The organism is Bacteroides fluxus YIT 12057, from assembly GCF_000195635.1.
Taxonomy (GTDB): Bacteria; Bacteroidota; Bacteroidia; order Bacteroidales; family Bacteroidaceae; genus Bacteroides; species Bacteroides fluxus.
In genome coordinates this window covers 120,984-137,728 of sequence record NZ_GL882630.1, presented here as the reverse complement: position 1 = coordinate 137,728, position 16,745 = coordinate 120,984, and the positions used below count along the sequence as shown (strand labels likewise).

Here is a 16,745-nt window from a genome sequence, read left to right as displayed (position 1 = left end):
AAGGTAAGGAAGAAGGGGAAGAAGGGGGACACATTATATATATACGCACATGAAAATATATAGCGAAAAATATGGCTCCCCAGGAGAAAGAAAAACTTACTTTATAAACCGTTAATTTGCCTATTGCTTTTCAGAAGCTATAGAAAAAGTATATTTCTGCAAAGCCGGAGATATAGACTCCCTAAGTTGGCTGCTGATACTTTTCATTCCTTTCACAGACGGATGTCCCCATTGTTTGTCAATATCGTGCAAATGAATATTAGTAATATTATAATGGCAGCATATTTCATTCATTGAATCAGTTATATCTTTTGAAAGTTCAGAATTGGTAATATTATATACTGCAGCTTTAGGATATCGCTCTACAATGTAAGCCAACAAACGGCAAAATGCAGGACGGAAACTATAAAGATCCGCTTTTGTCCAACCACTATATTGGAATTTCCCCATCGGAACCCCTGCCCAACTATCATTTGTTCCACCAAAAATAAAAATAATATCCGGATTACCCAGATTATACATACGGGTAACAAAAGACCGGTCAGAATAATCTTTCTTCTCATAACCTGTATGACAGATAGTAGAGCCGGAATAAGAATTGTTACATTCTAGCTTATAACCATTATCATTTATGAAACGATACCACCAAGTCTCCTCTACTTGTCTGACATCGTTTTCTTTTTCTTCACCGGGAACACCATACCAACAAAGATTAGTTTCCGGAGTCACATAAGCATAAAAGGTAGAATAAGAATCACCCAAAATAGAGATTTTCTGTTGGGAAAATGCTTCTGAAACCATCATTAGGAACAGCACCAAAGAACAAAAGAAGAATTTAATGTTCATACAATTACAGCAATATTAAAATTAATATCCAATATTTTTCTATACAACAAATGTATGATTTCTCTTTTGACCGACAAAAGAGAAAGTGAAAATTACTATGCAATCAGTACATTCAGTCTGAAAAGATTCGCCTTTCAAGGTGGTCACGTTCTATATTACCGGAAACATCTCCGAGAAGAATGGAAACGCTGTTTCCCCATCAAAATCCCATTATTACCGACAAATACCACTTTCCCGACCAGTCATTCTCCAGACAATACTTCAAGAAACATACAGAGATGTCACATAAAGAGTACAGAGCAAAGAGAGGACAAACAAAAGGTATTCAAAACTGAAAATAAATGAACGGCTGTATCTCTGAACTTTTCATCTGGATAACCAGATAAATCATGACCACCATCAGTACCGCCTTTCCAAGTAAGGGAAGGCGGATAACTGTCTTTGTACAAGCACGTTCCCAGCTATCAGGCACGAAATGCAGGAAATATCCCAATGCCATCAGAGCAAACACCTCCCAATACCCCTCTATCAATTGCGGGAAAAGTTGTGGACGGAAAGTTGTGAATATCTGGTTCAGCATATCCATGGATGTGGAAAACTCTGCATTGCGAAAGAAAATCCAGCAGAAACAGACAAAATGGAATGTAATAAGGACACCGAAAAAACGGCGGATTCCATGACTTTTCTCTCCTTTTTTACGTCCGCTCAGAGTCATCCAGAACTTATGCACCGCAAGAGCAATGCCGTGCAACATGCCCCATAAAACAAAATTCCAGGAAGCACCATGCCACAAACCGCCTAAAAACATGGTGATGACAAGGTTAGCATACTGGCGGATTTTACCTTTCCGGTTTCCTCCCAAAGAGATATACAGGTAATCGCGCAGCCAACTGGAAAGCGAAATATGCCACCTCCGCCAGAACTCCGTAACAGAAGCGGATTTATAAGGAGAATCAAAATTTATATTAAAGTGGAATCCCAAGAGCAAAGCAATTCCGATGGCCATATCACTATATCCGGAGAAATCACAATAAATCTGCAGGGCATACCCGTAAACGCCCATCAGATTCTCCACCCCAGAATAAAGAGTAGGATTATCGAAAATACGCTCTACAAAATTGACACTGATATAATCTGATATTACCGCTTTCTTGAAAAGCCCGCTGACAATAAGAAAAATGCCTCGCCCAAACATTTCATCCGACACAAACAGCGGACGGCGAATCTGCGGAATAAAGTCTTTGGCACGGACAATGGGGCCTGCCACTAATTGTGGAAAGAAAGAGACATAGAAAGCATAATCCAAAAGGTTGGTCAGCGGTTTAATCTCCTTGCGATACACATCAATGGTATAGCTCAACGATTGGAAAGTAAAGAATGAGATACCTACCGGCAAGAAAATATCCATCGCCGTGAAAGTGCCGCCTACAAGGGAAGCAAAAATATCACAGAAGAAATTGGCGTATTTAAAATAACACAATAATCCCAGATTAATCATGAGACTCAATACCACCCACATCTTGCGTTTCCAATGTACCACGGTACGTTCCATAAAATGAGCCAGAAGAAAATCGGACACCGTGACAAGGGCAAGCAAAAAGAAATATGTACCGCTGCTTTTATAATAAAAATAATAGGAAAACAACGTTACAAACATCAGACGGGCAGTAGCACGCTGCTGCAACAATAAATAAACTACTATAAAAGCGGCAAACAGCCAGAGGAACAAACCACTGCTGAATATCATCGGAGCCTGCGAATCATAAACAAAGATGTCGCGCAAACGGACTAAATCTATATCAAATGCCTTATCGAACATAATCATTGTAAGCTTTTATAAGAGCCTGGTAAAGCAGTTCACCTTGCAACACATAACCATCAGGCATGTAATGCACATGGTCAGGACGCATCAGCCCGGCCTCCTGCCAATTGAGGCAGGCACGACGTGTACCACCAAGTATGTTATACATATCCCAAACCGCCAGCCCATTCTCATCGGCATATTTATGAATGGTTTGTACGGCAAGAGCTGTACGCGGGTTTATCGAATAAGTACGGCGGCGACGACGCATGCGGAAACTTTCGTAAGAGCCGGGAGGAGTCGTCAGCAACATAGGCACGCCAGGCAGACTGTCACGAAGCAGACGGACCAAATCATCCATCTGGCGATAATGCAACATAGGATTATAACGCCGGTTATGACTTTCATTGGTTCCGAAAGAGAGTATAACCAAGTCGGGATGCAAAGCAGCAATCTTTTCAATGCGGTCAGGACGAGTGAAAGTCAGACAAAATGCACCGTTAACGCCTACATCCGTATAAGACAGCGCACCAAAAGTCCTTTGCATCAAGTCACCGGCAGTGCGAGGAAGGATATGCCCACGAATATGGCTGTCGCCCACATGAACGATACGGAGAGTATCAGCAGAAGCCCCCAAACGGAGCAAACGAAGTTTTTCCCAAAAAGGACGGAGGATACCGAGACTATCTGTAATCTCATTTTCTTTAAGCTCGCGAAAAGTGGCAGGAAAAGTAATGAAAGGAACAGTCACGGTGTCCGTACGCTGTCCATAAGAACAAAGAGTATCACAATCCGCCATCGCCTCCTGAAGACGGGGGAAACCGGGCAGCATATCTTGAGCCTGGAGGGATTGTGTTGCCGCAAGCAGCATAAACACAACGCAGCAGACCGTGGATCGCAAATCGTACAGCCGCAGCTTCTTCTTACGGTTCCGTCTCATAGGCACGCCTCCTGTCATACTGTTCTTTACCGTAAACCAACGCCTCATACAGCAGTCCGGCAAGATGCTTGCCTCCACGGAAATTGATGTGTGTATAGTCATAATTTGCCATAGAGGGCTTGGCATGTACCATTCTTGCCATACTGCCCTCTCCCCCCATTGCCTCAAAAAGATTCCAGAAAGCAACCGCCTCATCGGCTGCCAGATTCTGCTGATATCGTACCAGATTCTTGATACCGGGCATTGTCCGCAGCTCACCTTCAGCCGTTTTATAATCACGGTCACCTACGCTGACAACCAGAATGCCCGCCTGCGGGAAAGCTTCTTTCAAATGTTCCAGAGTCGTCTGCATGCCGGCAATGTAACGGTCGTAGTTCCGCCCGCGTTCGGTAGCCACATTCAATCCATATTGCAGGATAATCAGATCATAAGGACGCTGTTCATTGAATTCGCGCATCATCTGTATGGGAACGGAACGAAGCGAAAGCCCGGAAGTGCCACGCAATGAGAAGTTATCCACCGTAATGCCCGACATACCGTCCATGGCAAGACCATAGAAAAGAGTGGAATCAGCCCTCTCTACTGTCCACCGGACAGAGCCGATAGTACCCTCCACACTCATTTCCTGCAAGCCACCGGTGGGTTCAAAGGTCTTCGTAACCGCTTCCCCCCGGTTTACACGTACCGACAAAGTAGTCTCTCTCCGATTGAAGAAGAAAATGCTGGCACGTCGGCAAGTATCCAGCCGGGAAGCATAGTTTTTCTGTCCTTTCAGTTCTACGTATGCACCTGCATCCGGAATAAAGTAATGTCCGGATACTCCTTGTTTGCTACGGTCAAAAAATACCGAGTCCATCACACTGTGACTTTGCCATCCGCCAAAGGAATGACGTACCGTAGGACGGAACCCGCTTGTCATCGAAGTAATGGTCACAAAACCTACTCCACAACCGCCATAGCGTTTCTGGAGCATCTCCCGCAAATCGGCAGTCAGGATATCGGCTTCAATGAACGAATCACCGAAATAAGCTATACGTACCTGACGGGGATTTTCCGCAAGCTCATCAAGTGCCCGGTAAAAGCGCACCATGCCACGCATCGTAGAATCACTGTAATCTTCCACACAAGTCATGCCGGCACGGCAAGTATCTACAAAAGCCGGCTTTACCTTAGGAGGCGGAGGAAGGAGGCTGTCCGGCTCGCTGACCGGATCGGGAACGTGGCGTACATCCCCCAAGATATCCACACGCCTCATCACATGACCGCCTATCTCTATTTCCGGCAACAGATACATCAGCAATAGTGCCACTACCACGATGAATACTAACAGGCCCGTATGTTTCAATACATTCTTTTCCATAACCAATTCGGGCGCAAAGATAGAGAATAGGACGAAAAAATCCCCTTATACCAAAAGAATTATCCCCGAAGAAAACATCTTTTTACTCCGGGGATAATTACTGTTTATAGAATAGAATTTATCAAATGGTCTTTTCTATGTTCCAGACAAACGCCCGCAGTCCCAACTGCTCGGTCTGCTTGTCCATATTATGCAGCACTTCCAACAAGGGATCTACCCTTTCATCCTCCACCATCGCCAAGATGGCAGAGCACATGGAAGGCCATGCATGACTTCCATAATGCGGATCGCCTGTTTTGGAGCCACGCCCGCGCACCTGTTCCCAATAAGTAAAGCCACGGCAATTCAGCCTGTCAAGGGCAGCAATGATACGTTCGTAGTACGCTTGGTCGAATGTGATTAATACAGATTTCATATTTCTTTTGATTGATAATTGATTATGATAACTGTCTGCGCATTTTACGGCGCTGACGCTTGATCCCTACACCACCGAAAATACAGTACATGGTAGGAACGTAAATTAAGGTCAGGATGGTAGATACCGCCAAACCACCGATTACGGCAATAGCCATCGGGCTCCACATTTCAGAGCCTTGTCCCGTACTGATTGCCATCGGAATCATACCGAGAATAGTAGTCATGGTAGTCATCAATACCGGACGGAGACGGCTTTTACCTGCCGTAACCACCGCATTCAATACCGACTGCCCCCGTTCACGACAAAGGATAGTGTAGTCAATGAGCACAATACCGTTCTTCACCACAATACCAATCAACATGATACTTCCCAACAAACTCATGACGCTGAGCGTTGTGTTCGTGATGAACAGCGCCATCAGCACACCACTCATGGCAAAAGGAACGGAAAGAATCAGAATGAACGGATAGGTCAGCGATTCAAACTGCGCCGCCATTACAATGAACACAAGGATGATGATCAACACTCCCAGTGTACCCAAGTCACGGAACGAATCCTGCTGGTCTTCGAATGAGCCGGATACCTGGATGGTGACATCTGACGGAATATCCATCTTCTCGATAATGGCGTTACCCGCAGCCACCACGTTACCCAACGGAGCACCGGATATAACGGCAGACACCGTCACGATACGTTCACGGTCCTTACGTTCGATGGTAGGCGGAGCAAAACGCTCAACTACGGTTCCAATATCCTTGATGCGAACACCTTCACCTGCGGCATTATACACCAAAATATTCTCTATGGCATCCAAACTGGTTCGGAACTCGGGAGCATAGCGCACCTTGATGTCATACTCGTCACCATCCTCACGGTATTTCGACGCAGTGGCACCATTAATACGATTACGCAGATAAGTAGCGGCAGTAGATAAGTTCAAGCCATGCAACGCCAGCTTCTCACGATCAAAGTCCACCTGATATTCGGGCTGATAATCGCTGCGGCTGACATTGACTTCGGACACGCCTTTCACGTTAAGCAACTCACGTTTCAACTTAGCGGCAACACTGTCTGTTTCTGCCATACTGTACCCATATACCTCGAAGTCGGCAGATGCCTGGGCAGACATGCCAGTATTACTACCTCCCAGAATTACCTGTGCCTTACTGAATTCCGGATATTTCTTAAGATCCTCACGCATCTCGTCGCAGACTTTCTCCAACGTAATGGTACGTTCATCAGGATCTACCAAGCTGATATTAAAAGAGATGATGTGCGAACCGTTATCCTGCATAGACGCCCAGGTATTATCCGAGTCGGCCTGGCCTACGGTATAGTTACATACCTTCATCACCCCCTTATATTTCTCAAGCCACTGGTTGGTCAGTTTCTCAGAGATGTCCCGTGCCACTTCCTTACGTGTGCCGATGGGCAATTCCAGCTGCACAGCAATACGGGCATTATCCTGGGCCGGGAAGAACTCCGTACCAATCGTCTTGGCACACAGCAGACTGAGTACAAAAAAGACCACACAGCCTACAAGCACCGACACACGGTGGCGCACTGCCCAGTTCAACATACGTGCATACCCATTGTCCAGTCCGTCGAGCACGCGCTCAATCGGCTTGAAGAACAGGGTAAACGCCTTCGACTGTTTCCTCTGCAGGCGGAGCAACTGTGAACAGAGCATCGGCGTCAGAGACAACGCAGCTACCGTTGAAATGAACATGATGGCACACATCATCCAGCCCAGCTGCTTGAACAACACTCCAGACATACCGCTGACCATGGTCAACGGAAAGAATACGGCAATCATAGTCAAGGTAGAAGCCACTACGGAAATAGCTACCTCGTTTGTTCCATGCACAGCCGCCTGCTTCGGGTCAGAGCCTCGTTCAATATGCGTAGTCACGTTCTCCAATACCACGATGGCATCGTCCACCACCATACCGATAGCAATAGAAAGAGACGAAAGCGATATGATATTGATGGTGTTCCCCGAGATTGCCAGATAAATGAACGATGCAATCAATGAAAGAGGAATCGTGATACAGATAATCAGCGTGGCACGCCAACGCCCCAAGAAAAGGAACACCACAATGACAACGAACAGCAGCGCATACATGACCGTTTCCGTCAAACTGTCGATGGTATTCAGGATGTTCTCGGACGTATCGACAATGACACCCAACTTCACATCACTCGGCAAGTTCTTCTGCAGACGGGGAAGCGCCTGCTGCACCTTCTTGGAGATTTCCACAGAATTGGCACCCGACTGTTTCTGGACCACAATCATGGCCCCCTGCACACCGTTATTATAAGTCTCCTGCGCACGTTCTTCCACCGTATCCACTACTTTCGCCACATCACGCAGATACACACTGGCACCGTTATAAGTCCCCACCACTACATCTTCCAACTGGCGGGAATCATCAAACTCACCTTCCACACGCAATGAATAGGTCTCATTACCGATGTCGAAGTTACCGCCCGGAATATTCCTGTTCTCCGCTCCGATTATGGAGCTGATGGTCTCGATGCTCAGGTTATAAGCCTCCAGTTTATAAGGATCGCAATATACCTGGATTTCACGCTGCGGTGCACCGCTGATGGACACCGTACCCACACCGGGAATACGCGCCAACGGGTTCACGACACGGTCGTCCAGAATCTTATAAAGAGCAGCCTGGCTCTCATTGGCCTGTACCGAAAGCAGCACGATGGGAATCATGTCCGTGCTGAACTTAAAGATGATGGGATTCTCCACGTCATCCGGAAGTTCGGAACTTACCATGTCCAACTTATCGCGCACGTCATTCGTCAGCACGTCAATATCATTACCGAACTCAAACTCCAATGTAATCAAAGACATATTCTCCGAAGAACGGGAAGTGATATGCTTTAGGTTACTGACAGAGTTCAACACATTTTCCAACGGACGAGTCACATTGTTCTCTATATCCGAAGCACTCGCTCCCGGATATGCCGTCATCACCATAATCGTATTCGTATCGATATCGGGATACAGGTCGATAGGTAGTTTTGACAGGGAGAACAGACCAAATATCACTACTGCCAAGAAGCAGAGCGAGGTCATAATCGGTTTTTTAACCGCACCTTCGTATAAACTCATGTTACTAATTTTGAATTGTGAATTATGAATTATAAATCGTGAGCAATGAATAATGAAGAATCACAAACGTAAACCGCAAGGTCATTCAACATTCATCATTCAAAATTCATAATTATTTCTCTACCTCTACCTCCATGCCGTTAGCCAGTTTCGCCTGTCCGGCCACTACGACCTGTGAATTATCGGGCACACCGGAGAGCAACTCATATTCCGTACCCATGCGGCGTCCCAGTTCCACTTTATTATAGGACACCTTACCATCCTTATAGACATATACATAACGGTCACCGGCACCGGCCTGTTTCACGATGGCCAGATCGGGAACAACCACATTGTCCTTTTTCCCGAAGTTGAGCGTTGCACGGGCAAACATTCCCGGACGCACCTTCTGGTCCCTGTTGGCAAGCTTGATCTCCACCGGGAAAGTACGCGTACCTGCATCGATGGTAGGATAAACCAAGCTGATAGTGCCCTCGAACACTTCATCACCATAAACATCCAGTTTCACGGTTACGGGCGAGCCTTTCTTCACTTGGGTAAAATAAGTCTCGGAAACATTGATAAGCAGTTTTACCGGAGTAATCTGTTCTACCACCAATACCGGCTGTCCACCGCTATACATGTCTCCGTTATCATAATTACGTGCCGTCACCACTCCATTGATAGGGCTGAGCAGAGAAGTATTCTCCAGCAAATTGTTGTAGGCCGTTTCTTTTACATCCAACGCCATCTTGGCGGCATCCCATTCGGACTTGGAAGCACCGCCCACCTTATATAACTCGTCTATACGCTTAAATTCAATCTTCTGGTTATCCAATTGAAACTTGGTCTGTTTCAGATTGGCCGCATCCATGCTTACCAGCTTTTGGCCTTTGGCGACACGGTCGCCCACTTCCACCCAGATACGGTCAATACGCACAGGAGAAGAAGGAGCGATGTTGTTCTTCACTTCAGCCTCCACCGTAGCTGTATATTCCTGGATCTGTTCCACCGGACGGGCAGTTACTTCCGCCAGCTTCACTCTCGGCTTCTCGTCCACTTTTTCCGTTGCAGCCTTGTCGTTACCACCGCTACATGAGCCCAGCATTGCAACAGCCAGCAGGGCGATTAATTGAAAACCTTTTTTCATATCGTTATTCTTGTTTCTGTTCTTCATTGTTCACTCTTCATTTCTCATTTTCCACCCGGCACGTAATCTTTGCCCAATATCTGGTCAAGATCGGCCTTGGCTACCAGATAATCGTAGATAGACTGGTTATAAGTCAATTCGGCTTCGGTAAGCTGCACCTGCGAAGTGTTCAGTTCAAGCACCGTGCCCTTGCCCACTTCATAGCGCTTGCCCGCAATCTGCACCGCCTTCTGCGCCTGCATCACGTTTTCACGGTTGCTGACAACTTGCTCGGAACTGGCGGCCATGTTGTTCTGGAAACTGGTGACCTGCATATTCAACTTGCGTTCCGTATCTATACGGTTCTGCTCCAGCTGGCGCATCTGGATACGGTTCGATTTCAGTTTCGTAAAATTACTCGCCTTATACAGAGGAATACTCAGACTGAAAACCAATGAGGAGCTACCTCCCCAATTGTAATTGAACAGATTCCAATTTTCATTGTACAAAGATTGATACTGATAAGAATAGTTCATACCCAAAGTAGGCATGAAATTGGTACGCAGCGACTTGATGTTCTGTTTCAGCATTTTCCAGTTCAAATCCAGCTGTTTCATAGTCGTGTTGTATTCCAGGCTCGTTCCGGTTCCGGCAAGTTCGTTGGCAAACAAAGCCGTCTCATAGTTGGTCAGATTATCGTCAATCTTGACATCCACGTCGGCTGTAACCCCCATAAGCACTTTCAGCTGCAATTTGGACAATGTCACGGCATTACTTGCCGAAATCACATTCGGCTTTATGCTGCGCATCTGCACTTCGGCACTGATTTTATCAAATTCGCTTACTGCACCTTGCTGGTACTTTGCATTGACAATGTTGAAATTGTCTTCCGACAGTTTATAGCTTTTCTGCAGCACTTCGTAAGAGTCCTGTGCCAGCATCAGCTGATAATAGGCCTTGGTCACCTGGTTTACCAAATCCTGCCGGGAAGCGCGCGACTTCTCCACAGCCAGTTCTATGTCCGTCCTGGTCATCGACATAGCCCTATACACACTGGGAGCAAAGATAGGCAGACTGATGCTGAGTACACCAGTCGCAGTATTCGAGTTGTCCATACCCATTTTGAACGACTGCCCGCCAAGATTCATTTCCGCGGCAGTGATGGTATGATTCAACGTACCGTCAATGCTTGCCTGTGGCAATAAACTCTGCCAGGTTTCTTTATGAGCCACTTTCTTCAGAGCGATCTCGTCCTCTGCCACCTTCATGGTGGGGTTGTCGCTCAGAGCGATTTCCAAAGCCCTGTCAAGGTTCAAGGTCAGGGTTTCTTTGGCCTCTTGTGCTTGTGTACGGCTACCGGCAAACAGTAGGGCAACCGTCAGTAACAGTGCCCTACCTACCCATTTTTTCTGCATCTTCATAAATTAATTAATAGCTTGATTTTAGTTGTTTTTATTATTTCTCATCCTACTCCTTCGGAACATGCTTCCTACGGTAGTCACGAATAAAAACTTCCAGCTCGGAAGCTCCTTTTTCCGTCGAAATACCACGCAGGAATGTGAACATAATGGACTCGTACACCTCCAGAAACGAATATCTGTCGCAAAGGTCTGTATTCATCAACATGTCCAGCTGCTCACGTACCAGCAAATTGACAATGGCAAAATTTACGTCATCACGGAACATTCCCTGTTTCACTCCTTCCTTGAAAAAATTAATGGTACCTTCCGAATTACGGTTATTGTCATTTTTCATCAATTCATAAGCTCTGGGATATTTCTTTATATCTTCGAAAAACTTTTTATTGGTGGCATGAAATTTCTCAATGCTGCGCAGGTAGCATTTCAACAAGACTTCCAACACATTGCTTGAGGTAGTCAGAACACCTTTGATAAACACGTCGGTTTCCCTTTGTTCTTTCAGGATACATTCTTCCAACAAGGTCTCCTTATCGGGAAAAACCTCATAAAGGGTACGTTTAGAGATGCCCAGGGACGCGGCAATATCGTCCATCGTTATACTCTTGATTCCATGTGTGGAAAATGCCGTCACGGCAGTACCGACAATTCGCTCCCGCAGTTCCAGCCGTGATGCAAGCTGTTTCGTATGTTCGCCCATTTTTGTTCCTTTTAAAAACTTAAAACTGATTATTTCTATTCATTATCGGAATAATACGGGACAAATATAGGAAGAAAACTCAATTCATCGATTGAGTTTCCTTCCTTTTATTCAATAGATTAATAATTATTATGCTTCTGGCGGATTAATTGGGAAGTCATCAGTAATCAAACTTCGTCCGGTTGAGGAAAGCGACCGTTTTGTGAATTTCCTTGTACATCACGATGTCATCTTTCACGAAAGGAACCTCCTTGCGGTACTCGTGCAGGAAACGTTCCAACAGGGGAGAGGTTTTCAGTGGACGGCGGAAATCAATACCCTGGGCCGCATTCATCAGCTCGATGGCAAGTATATGTTCCAGGTTATCCATGATGCGATACAGCTTGGTCGCCGCATTGGCCCCCATACTGACGTGGTCTTCCTGACCGTTGCTGGAAACAATGGAATCACTGCTGGCCGCATAACAGTACATCTTATTCTGGCTGACCATGGAAGCAGCCGCATACTGCGGTATCATGAAACCGGAGTTCAAGCCGGGATTGGCAACCAGGAACTCGGGAAGCCCGCGCAACCCCATGATAAGCTGGGCTACACGACGCTCGGACACGTTGCCCAGTTCCGCCAGCGCAATGGCGAGAAAATCGTACGAAATGGCAAGCGGTTGTCCGTGGAAATTACCTCCGGAAATGATGCGGTCCTCATCGGGAAAGATCGTGGGATTGTCCGTTACGGAATTGATTTCGGTCAGCAGCACGGAAGCGACGTAGCGGATGGCATCTTTGGTCGCACCATGTACCTGCGGAATACAACGGAAAGAATACGGATCCTGCACATTCTGTTTGGGACGTGCAATCAGTTCGCTGCCTTCCAACAGTTTGCGAAAGTGCCCGCCTGTTTCAATCTGTCCCTTATGGGGACGGATTTGCTGGATGCAGTCCATGAAAGGATCGATACGCCCGTCGAAAGCTTCAAGGGAAAGGGCGGCAATAAGGTCGGCTCTCTTGGAGAGGCGGAAAGCTTTGAGGATGGCAAAAACACCGTTGGCACTCATAAACTGTGTTCCATTAAGCAGCGCCAAGCCCTCCTTGCTCATCAGCTTCACAGGTTCCCAGCCAAATTCATCGAGCACACTGATGGCTTCCCGTTTCTTTCCCTTGTAGTAAACATCTCCCACACCGATAAGGGGCAGAAAGAGGTTGGCAAGCGGAGCAAGATCGCCGGAGGCGCCCAATGAACCGCGGTCATAGACAATAGGCATCACGTCGTTGTTGAAAAAATCGAGGATACGCTGGACTGTAATGACTTGCACCCCGCTATGCCCCAAGGAAAGGGCATGTGCCTTGAGCAGCAACATCAGTTTGATAATGACCGGGCGGATTTCTTCGCCCACACTGCAAGCATGGCTCTTGATGAGATTCTCCTGCAAGGTGCCCAACTCATCGGGAGAGATGTTCTTGCTGCACAACGAGCCGAAACCGGTAGTAATTCCATACAAAGGTTCTTCGGACCCGGCAATCTTCCTGTCCAAATAGTCCCGGCATTTCTGTATCCGCTCTTTGGCTTCGGGAGCCAGTTCCAGCTTCAGGTTCTCATTGATAATGCGTTCGATGAGGTCGAAAGTGAGCTCACCCGAACCTACGTAATAGACATTGCTCATACTTTCAGTTCCTGATTGATTTCATCCAACAATTCCTTTTCCCTGGCACAGGCCAGGCGTTCCAGTTCGTCCGCCTCCCGCTGAAGCCGGTCCACAAACTCCTTGTCTTTCAAAGAGCCGAGGTTGATACGCACATTCATCAGGGCACCGAGCACGGCAGAACGGGCGGACATCATGGCTACACAAGCATCCGTAACCGCATTCCGGTTGCCCAGACGGGCCACATCCATGAGGATTGTCATCAGTTCGTAAGCATTGCGCGCCACCTGCATGGGAACAAGGGCGGCATGCTTGGTAGCCTCCTGAATGGCAGCACTGCGGGCCGCCTTCTCTTCATCCGTAGCCTTGGGCATCTTGAAACAAGCAAACACACCGTCGTAGGCCTCGGAGTCGCGGTCTATATCGGCCACGAACAGTTCCTTCTGGCGCAAGGCCACTTCGGAAATATGACGCATCAACTCCTCGTGGGGTTCGTAACCTTTCTTTCCAATCGTAAGGTTGGCAACCATGGCGGCCAAAGCGGAAGCGATAGCGCCGTTCAATGCCGCAATGCTACCGCCACCGGGAACGGGGTCACTGCCTGCTACTTTATTCAAGAACTCTTTTACTGCTAATTCTACTAACATAGTGATTAAGTTTAAAGTTATTAGTTATTGGAACGCAAATTACGCAAATTCTTTGAAACGGTTTCTCATTTGTGTAATTTATGTAATTTGTGTTCCTTTCTCCCTTACAGTACAGGATACAATACCCCTTCCTTAATAGTGGTATTCACGCAATTCATCCCTATACAATAAGGTAGGAAATGATAATTATCGGTATTGAGGACAACGAAGTCGCCTTTCTTACCGACCTCGATGCTGCCGATGCTGTCCGCACGGTTCAAGGCGGCTGCACCGTTCAGAGTAAGGGCGGTGATGGCTTCTTCAATGCTCATATTCATGTAAATGCATGCCAGGGCAAAAGTCAGAGGAATGGAGCCGGAGAAGCAACTGCCGGGATTAAGGTCGGTAGCAAGCGCCACAGCGCAGCCGGCATCTATCATCTCCCTGCCACGGGCGTACGGTTCTTTCAAGGCAAAGGCTGTCAGCGGAAGCAAGGTCGCCACTACCCCTTTATCTGCCATGGCACAGATATCGGCATCCGAGGCATGCAGCAGATGGTCGGCCGAAACGGCGGACAATTCCGCCGCCAGCCCGGCACCTCCCAGGGGAATGATCTCATCGGCATGGAGTTTCAGCTTAAACCCCATGCCGCGGGCGGCAAGCAGCAAACGGCGGGACTGCTCAAGGGAGAAAACTCCCTGCTCGCAGAAGACATCGCAGAACTCGGCCAAGTCATTCTGCACCACGGCGGGCATCACTTCACGGATCAGGAAATCAATGTACTCATCCGTGCGTCCGCCATACTCTTCGGGCACGGCATGGGCACCGAGGAAAGTAGATACGACATCTACCCGTTTATGCTCATCGTTATTCAGGCTGCGCATGACACGAAGCTGAAGCAATTCCGTCTCCCTGTCCAGCCCATAGCCGCTTTTTCCTTCCACAGTGGTGACACCCATGGCGCTCATCTGCTTCAGAAAACCTTCCGCCTTGCCGCGCAGCCGGATAAAGTTGCATGCACGGGTAGCCTTCACCGTACTGACGATGCCGCCGCCACGCTGCATGATGGACATGTAACTTTCGCCTTTGAGACGCCAGGAGAATTCTTCGGCACGTTCGCCGCCGAAGACAAAGTGTGTGTGGGAATCTACAAAACCAGGAAGCAAACACTTGCCGCGAGCATTGTAGTGCCAGTAATGCTGATAATATCCATCGCGCTCTTCACCACGGTTCTTGCCGACATAGGTGATGATGCCATCGGTGACTTCTACTGTGGCATTGTCCATGACGCAAAGTTCTCCCATCTCCCTGCCACGGCGGGCAGAGAAACCGACGGGGGTCACGACGCGGGCATTAAAAATGATAAGGTTTTCAGCCATAAGTATGTTATATTAAAGGGGTGGAACACAAATTACGCAAATCTCAGATACTTCTTTTTTTCTGTTCATTCGTGAATATCTTACGCTTAAACATCGCATGCTTACCAAAATTCAGAACATAGCCTACTTCAATATCAGTAGCTCTCAGATAGTTAGTTTATCAACTGATATTCATGTTCAGGGCATAATGATTCCGCAGCTTTAAGCTCTAATATTATATTCTGATCAACAACAATATCAGCATAATATTCACCTACAACACGCCCTTTATAGCAAACTTCAATTTTCTTTTGAGCCTCACAAGTAAATCCTCTATTTATTAATTCAAAATAAAGAGCATTCTGATAAACCCGTTCTAAAAAGCCATAACCCAAAGTATTATATACCTCATAAAAAGCCTTCAAGATTTCATCCACCTCTTCTTTTTCAGTCACAATTCCAAGAATTTGCGTAATTTGCGTTCCAATATTTATTCTATTATTCTTGCTTCGAGCACTTGCTCCATCGAGAAATTCTCCAGTCCCAAGTAATAGGAAGCAGTGTCTATCAGCGCTTCCATGGGTACCAGCCCGATAATCTCGCTTCCCACGATGCTGACTCCGTAACGGCGCGCTTCAATGCGTACCAACTCAAAAGCACGGTAAAGTGCCGTACGGGTGAAGTCTGTCATGTTGATGGAAACCTGGGTAATCCCCCGGTCTTTCAGCTCCACTCCCATTGCCTTGCAGTAACGCAAACCGCCGCCGATGAAACGAATCTTCTTGGCGATGTCATGGGCAATCTCCAGGCTGGGAGTACTGAGGTTTATATTGTATGCCACCAAAGGCATACGGGCACCGATAGCCACAGTACCGGCGGTGGGATGCCGCTCGGCAGGGCCGAAGTCCGGATGCCACTCCGGTTGTCTTATCTTTTCCGCCATTCCCTCGAACTCGCCCTTGCGGATGGCGGCAAGATTCTCGCGATGCGGTGCGGATGCTGACTTTTCATACAGGAATACAGGCAGATTATAGCGTTCCGCCACTTCTTCCCCTACTTCTTTGGAGAGGGCGACGGCTTCTTCCATCGACACATTCCTGATGGGAATGAAGGGTACCACATCCACCGCACCCATGCGGGGATGTTGTCCTTGGTGCGTATTGAGATCAATAAGCCGAACAGCCACCCCGATGGCCTCCAACACGGCATCACGCAACGGTTCGGGTTCGCCGACCACGGTGACTACCAGTCGGTTGTGGTCTTCATCGTTGCTGTAATCCAACAACTTTACACCCTGCCGGGCACGGAAAGGAGCTACAATCTTATCTATCTTCTGCAAATCGCGTCCCTCGCTGAAGTTGGGGACACATTCCATGATTCTGTCCATAATGTAATCTGTTT

Annotated in this window: 14 protein-coding genes; all 14 read right to left on the bottom strand. The window is 47.3% G+C overall.

Going from position 1 to position 16,745, the window contains the following annotated elements; genetic code table 11:
• Positions 1 to 120: 120 nt before the first annotated feature.
• A complete protein-coding gene (locus HMPREF9446_RS08505) occupies positions 121 to 846 on the bottom strand; it encodes an SGNH/GDSL hydrolase family protein (protein WP_009125178.1) in 726 nt (241 codons plus the stop codon).
• Positions 847 to 1,171: 325 nt separating this feature from the next.
• Complete coding sequence (locus HMPREF9446_RS08500; RefSeq protein ID WP_009125176.1) at positions 1,172 to 2,671, bottom strand: MBOAT family O-acyltransferase; 1,500 nt, start codon at positions 2,669 to 2,671, stop codon at positions 1,172 to 1,174.
• Positions 2,655 to 3,518, bottom strand: a complete 864-nt coding sequence (locus tag HMPREF9446_RS08495; protein ID WP_009125175.1) for an SGNH/GDSL hydrolase family protein — start codon at positions 3,516 to 3,518, stop codon at positions 2,655 to 2,657. Before HMPREF9446_RS08495 ends, HMPREF9446_RS08500 begins: the two co-directional genes overlap by 17 nt.
• Positions 3,519 to 3,570: 52 nt before the next feature.
• Positions 3,571 to 4,947, bottom strand: a complete 1,377-nt coding sequence (locus tag HMPREF9446_RS08490; protein ID WP_009125174.1) for an SGNH/GDSL hydrolase family protein — start codon at positions 4,945 to 4,947, stop codon at positions 3,571 to 3,573.
• 121 nt (positions 4,948 to 5,068) lie between these two features.
• Entirely contained in the window at positions 5,069 to 5,362 is a 294-nt protein-coding gene (locus tag HMPREF9446_RS08485) for a PG0541 family transporter-associated protein (protein WP_009125173.1), read from the bottom strand.
• A gap of 22 nt (positions 5,363 to 5,384) precedes the next feature.
• Positions 5,385 to 8,498, bottom strand: coding sequence for an efflux RND transporter permease subunit (locus HMPREF9446_RS08480; RefSeq protein WP_009125172.1), 3,114 nt, complete (start codon positions 8,496 to 8,498; stop codon positions 5,385 to 5,387).
• A gap of 112 nt (positions 8,499 to 8,610) precedes the next feature.
• Positions 8,611 to 9,627 carry an efflux RND transporter periplasmic adaptor subunit gene (locus tag HMPREF9446_RS08475; protein ID WP_039968818.1) on the bottom strand — a complete coding sequence of 339 codons (1,017 nt, stop codon included), beginning with the start codon at positions 9,625 to 9,627 and terminating at the stop codon, positions 8,611 to 8,613.
• A gap of 44 nt (positions 9,628 to 9,671) precedes the next feature.
• Positions 9,672 to 11,027, bottom strand: coding sequence for a TolC family protein (locus HMPREF9446_RS08470; RefSeq protein ID WP_009125170.1), 1,356 nt, complete (start codon positions 11,025 to 11,027; stop codon positions 9,672 to 9,674).
• A 46-nt stretch (positions 11,028 to 11,073) separates the two neighbouring features.
• Positions 11,074 to 11,724: a TetR/AcrR family transcriptional regulator gene (locus HMPREF9446_RS08465; RefSeq protein WP_009125169.1), complete on the bottom strand. Its 651-nt coding sequence runs from the start codon at positions 11,722 to 11,724 to the stop codon at positions 11,074 to 11,076.
• Between the two features lie 160 nt (positions 11,725 to 11,884).
• Positions 11,885 to 13,381, bottom strand: coding sequence for a histidine ammonia-lyase (hutH, locus tag HMPREF9446_RS08460; protein WP_009125168.1), 1,497 nt, complete (start codon positions 13,379 to 13,381; stop codon positions 11,885 to 11,887).
• Positions 13,378 to 14,007, bottom strand: coding sequence for a cyclodeaminase/cyclohydrolase family protein (locus tag HMPREF9446_RS08455; protein ID WP_009125167.1), 630 nt, complete (start codon positions 14,005 to 14,007; stop codon positions 13,378 to 13,380). The genes hutH and HMPREF9446_RS08455 overlap by 4 nt, the downstream gene beginning before the upstream one ends.
• Before the next feature lie 104 nt (positions 14,008 to 14,111).
• Positions 14,112 to 15,365, bottom strand: coding sequence for an imidazolonepropionase (gene hutI, locus HMPREF9446_RS08450; RefSeq protein ID WP_009125166.1), 1,254 nt, complete (start codon positions 15,363 to 15,365; stop codon positions 14,112 to 14,114).
• 152 nt (positions 15,366 to 15,517) lie between these two features.
• A complete protein-coding gene (locus HMPREF9446_RS08445; RefSeq protein ID WP_009125165.1) occupies positions 15,518 to 15,799 on the bottom strand; it encodes a GxxExxY protein in 282 nt (93 codons plus the stop codon).
• Between the two features lie 35 nt (positions 15,800 to 15,834).
• A complete protein-coding gene (gene ftcD, locus HMPREF9446_RS08440) occupies positions 15,835 to 16,731 on the bottom strand; it encodes a glutamate formimidoyltransferase (RefSeq protein WP_009125164.1) in 897 nt (298 codons plus the stop codon).
• Between the last annotated feature and the right edge of the window lie 14 nt (positions 16,732 to 16,745).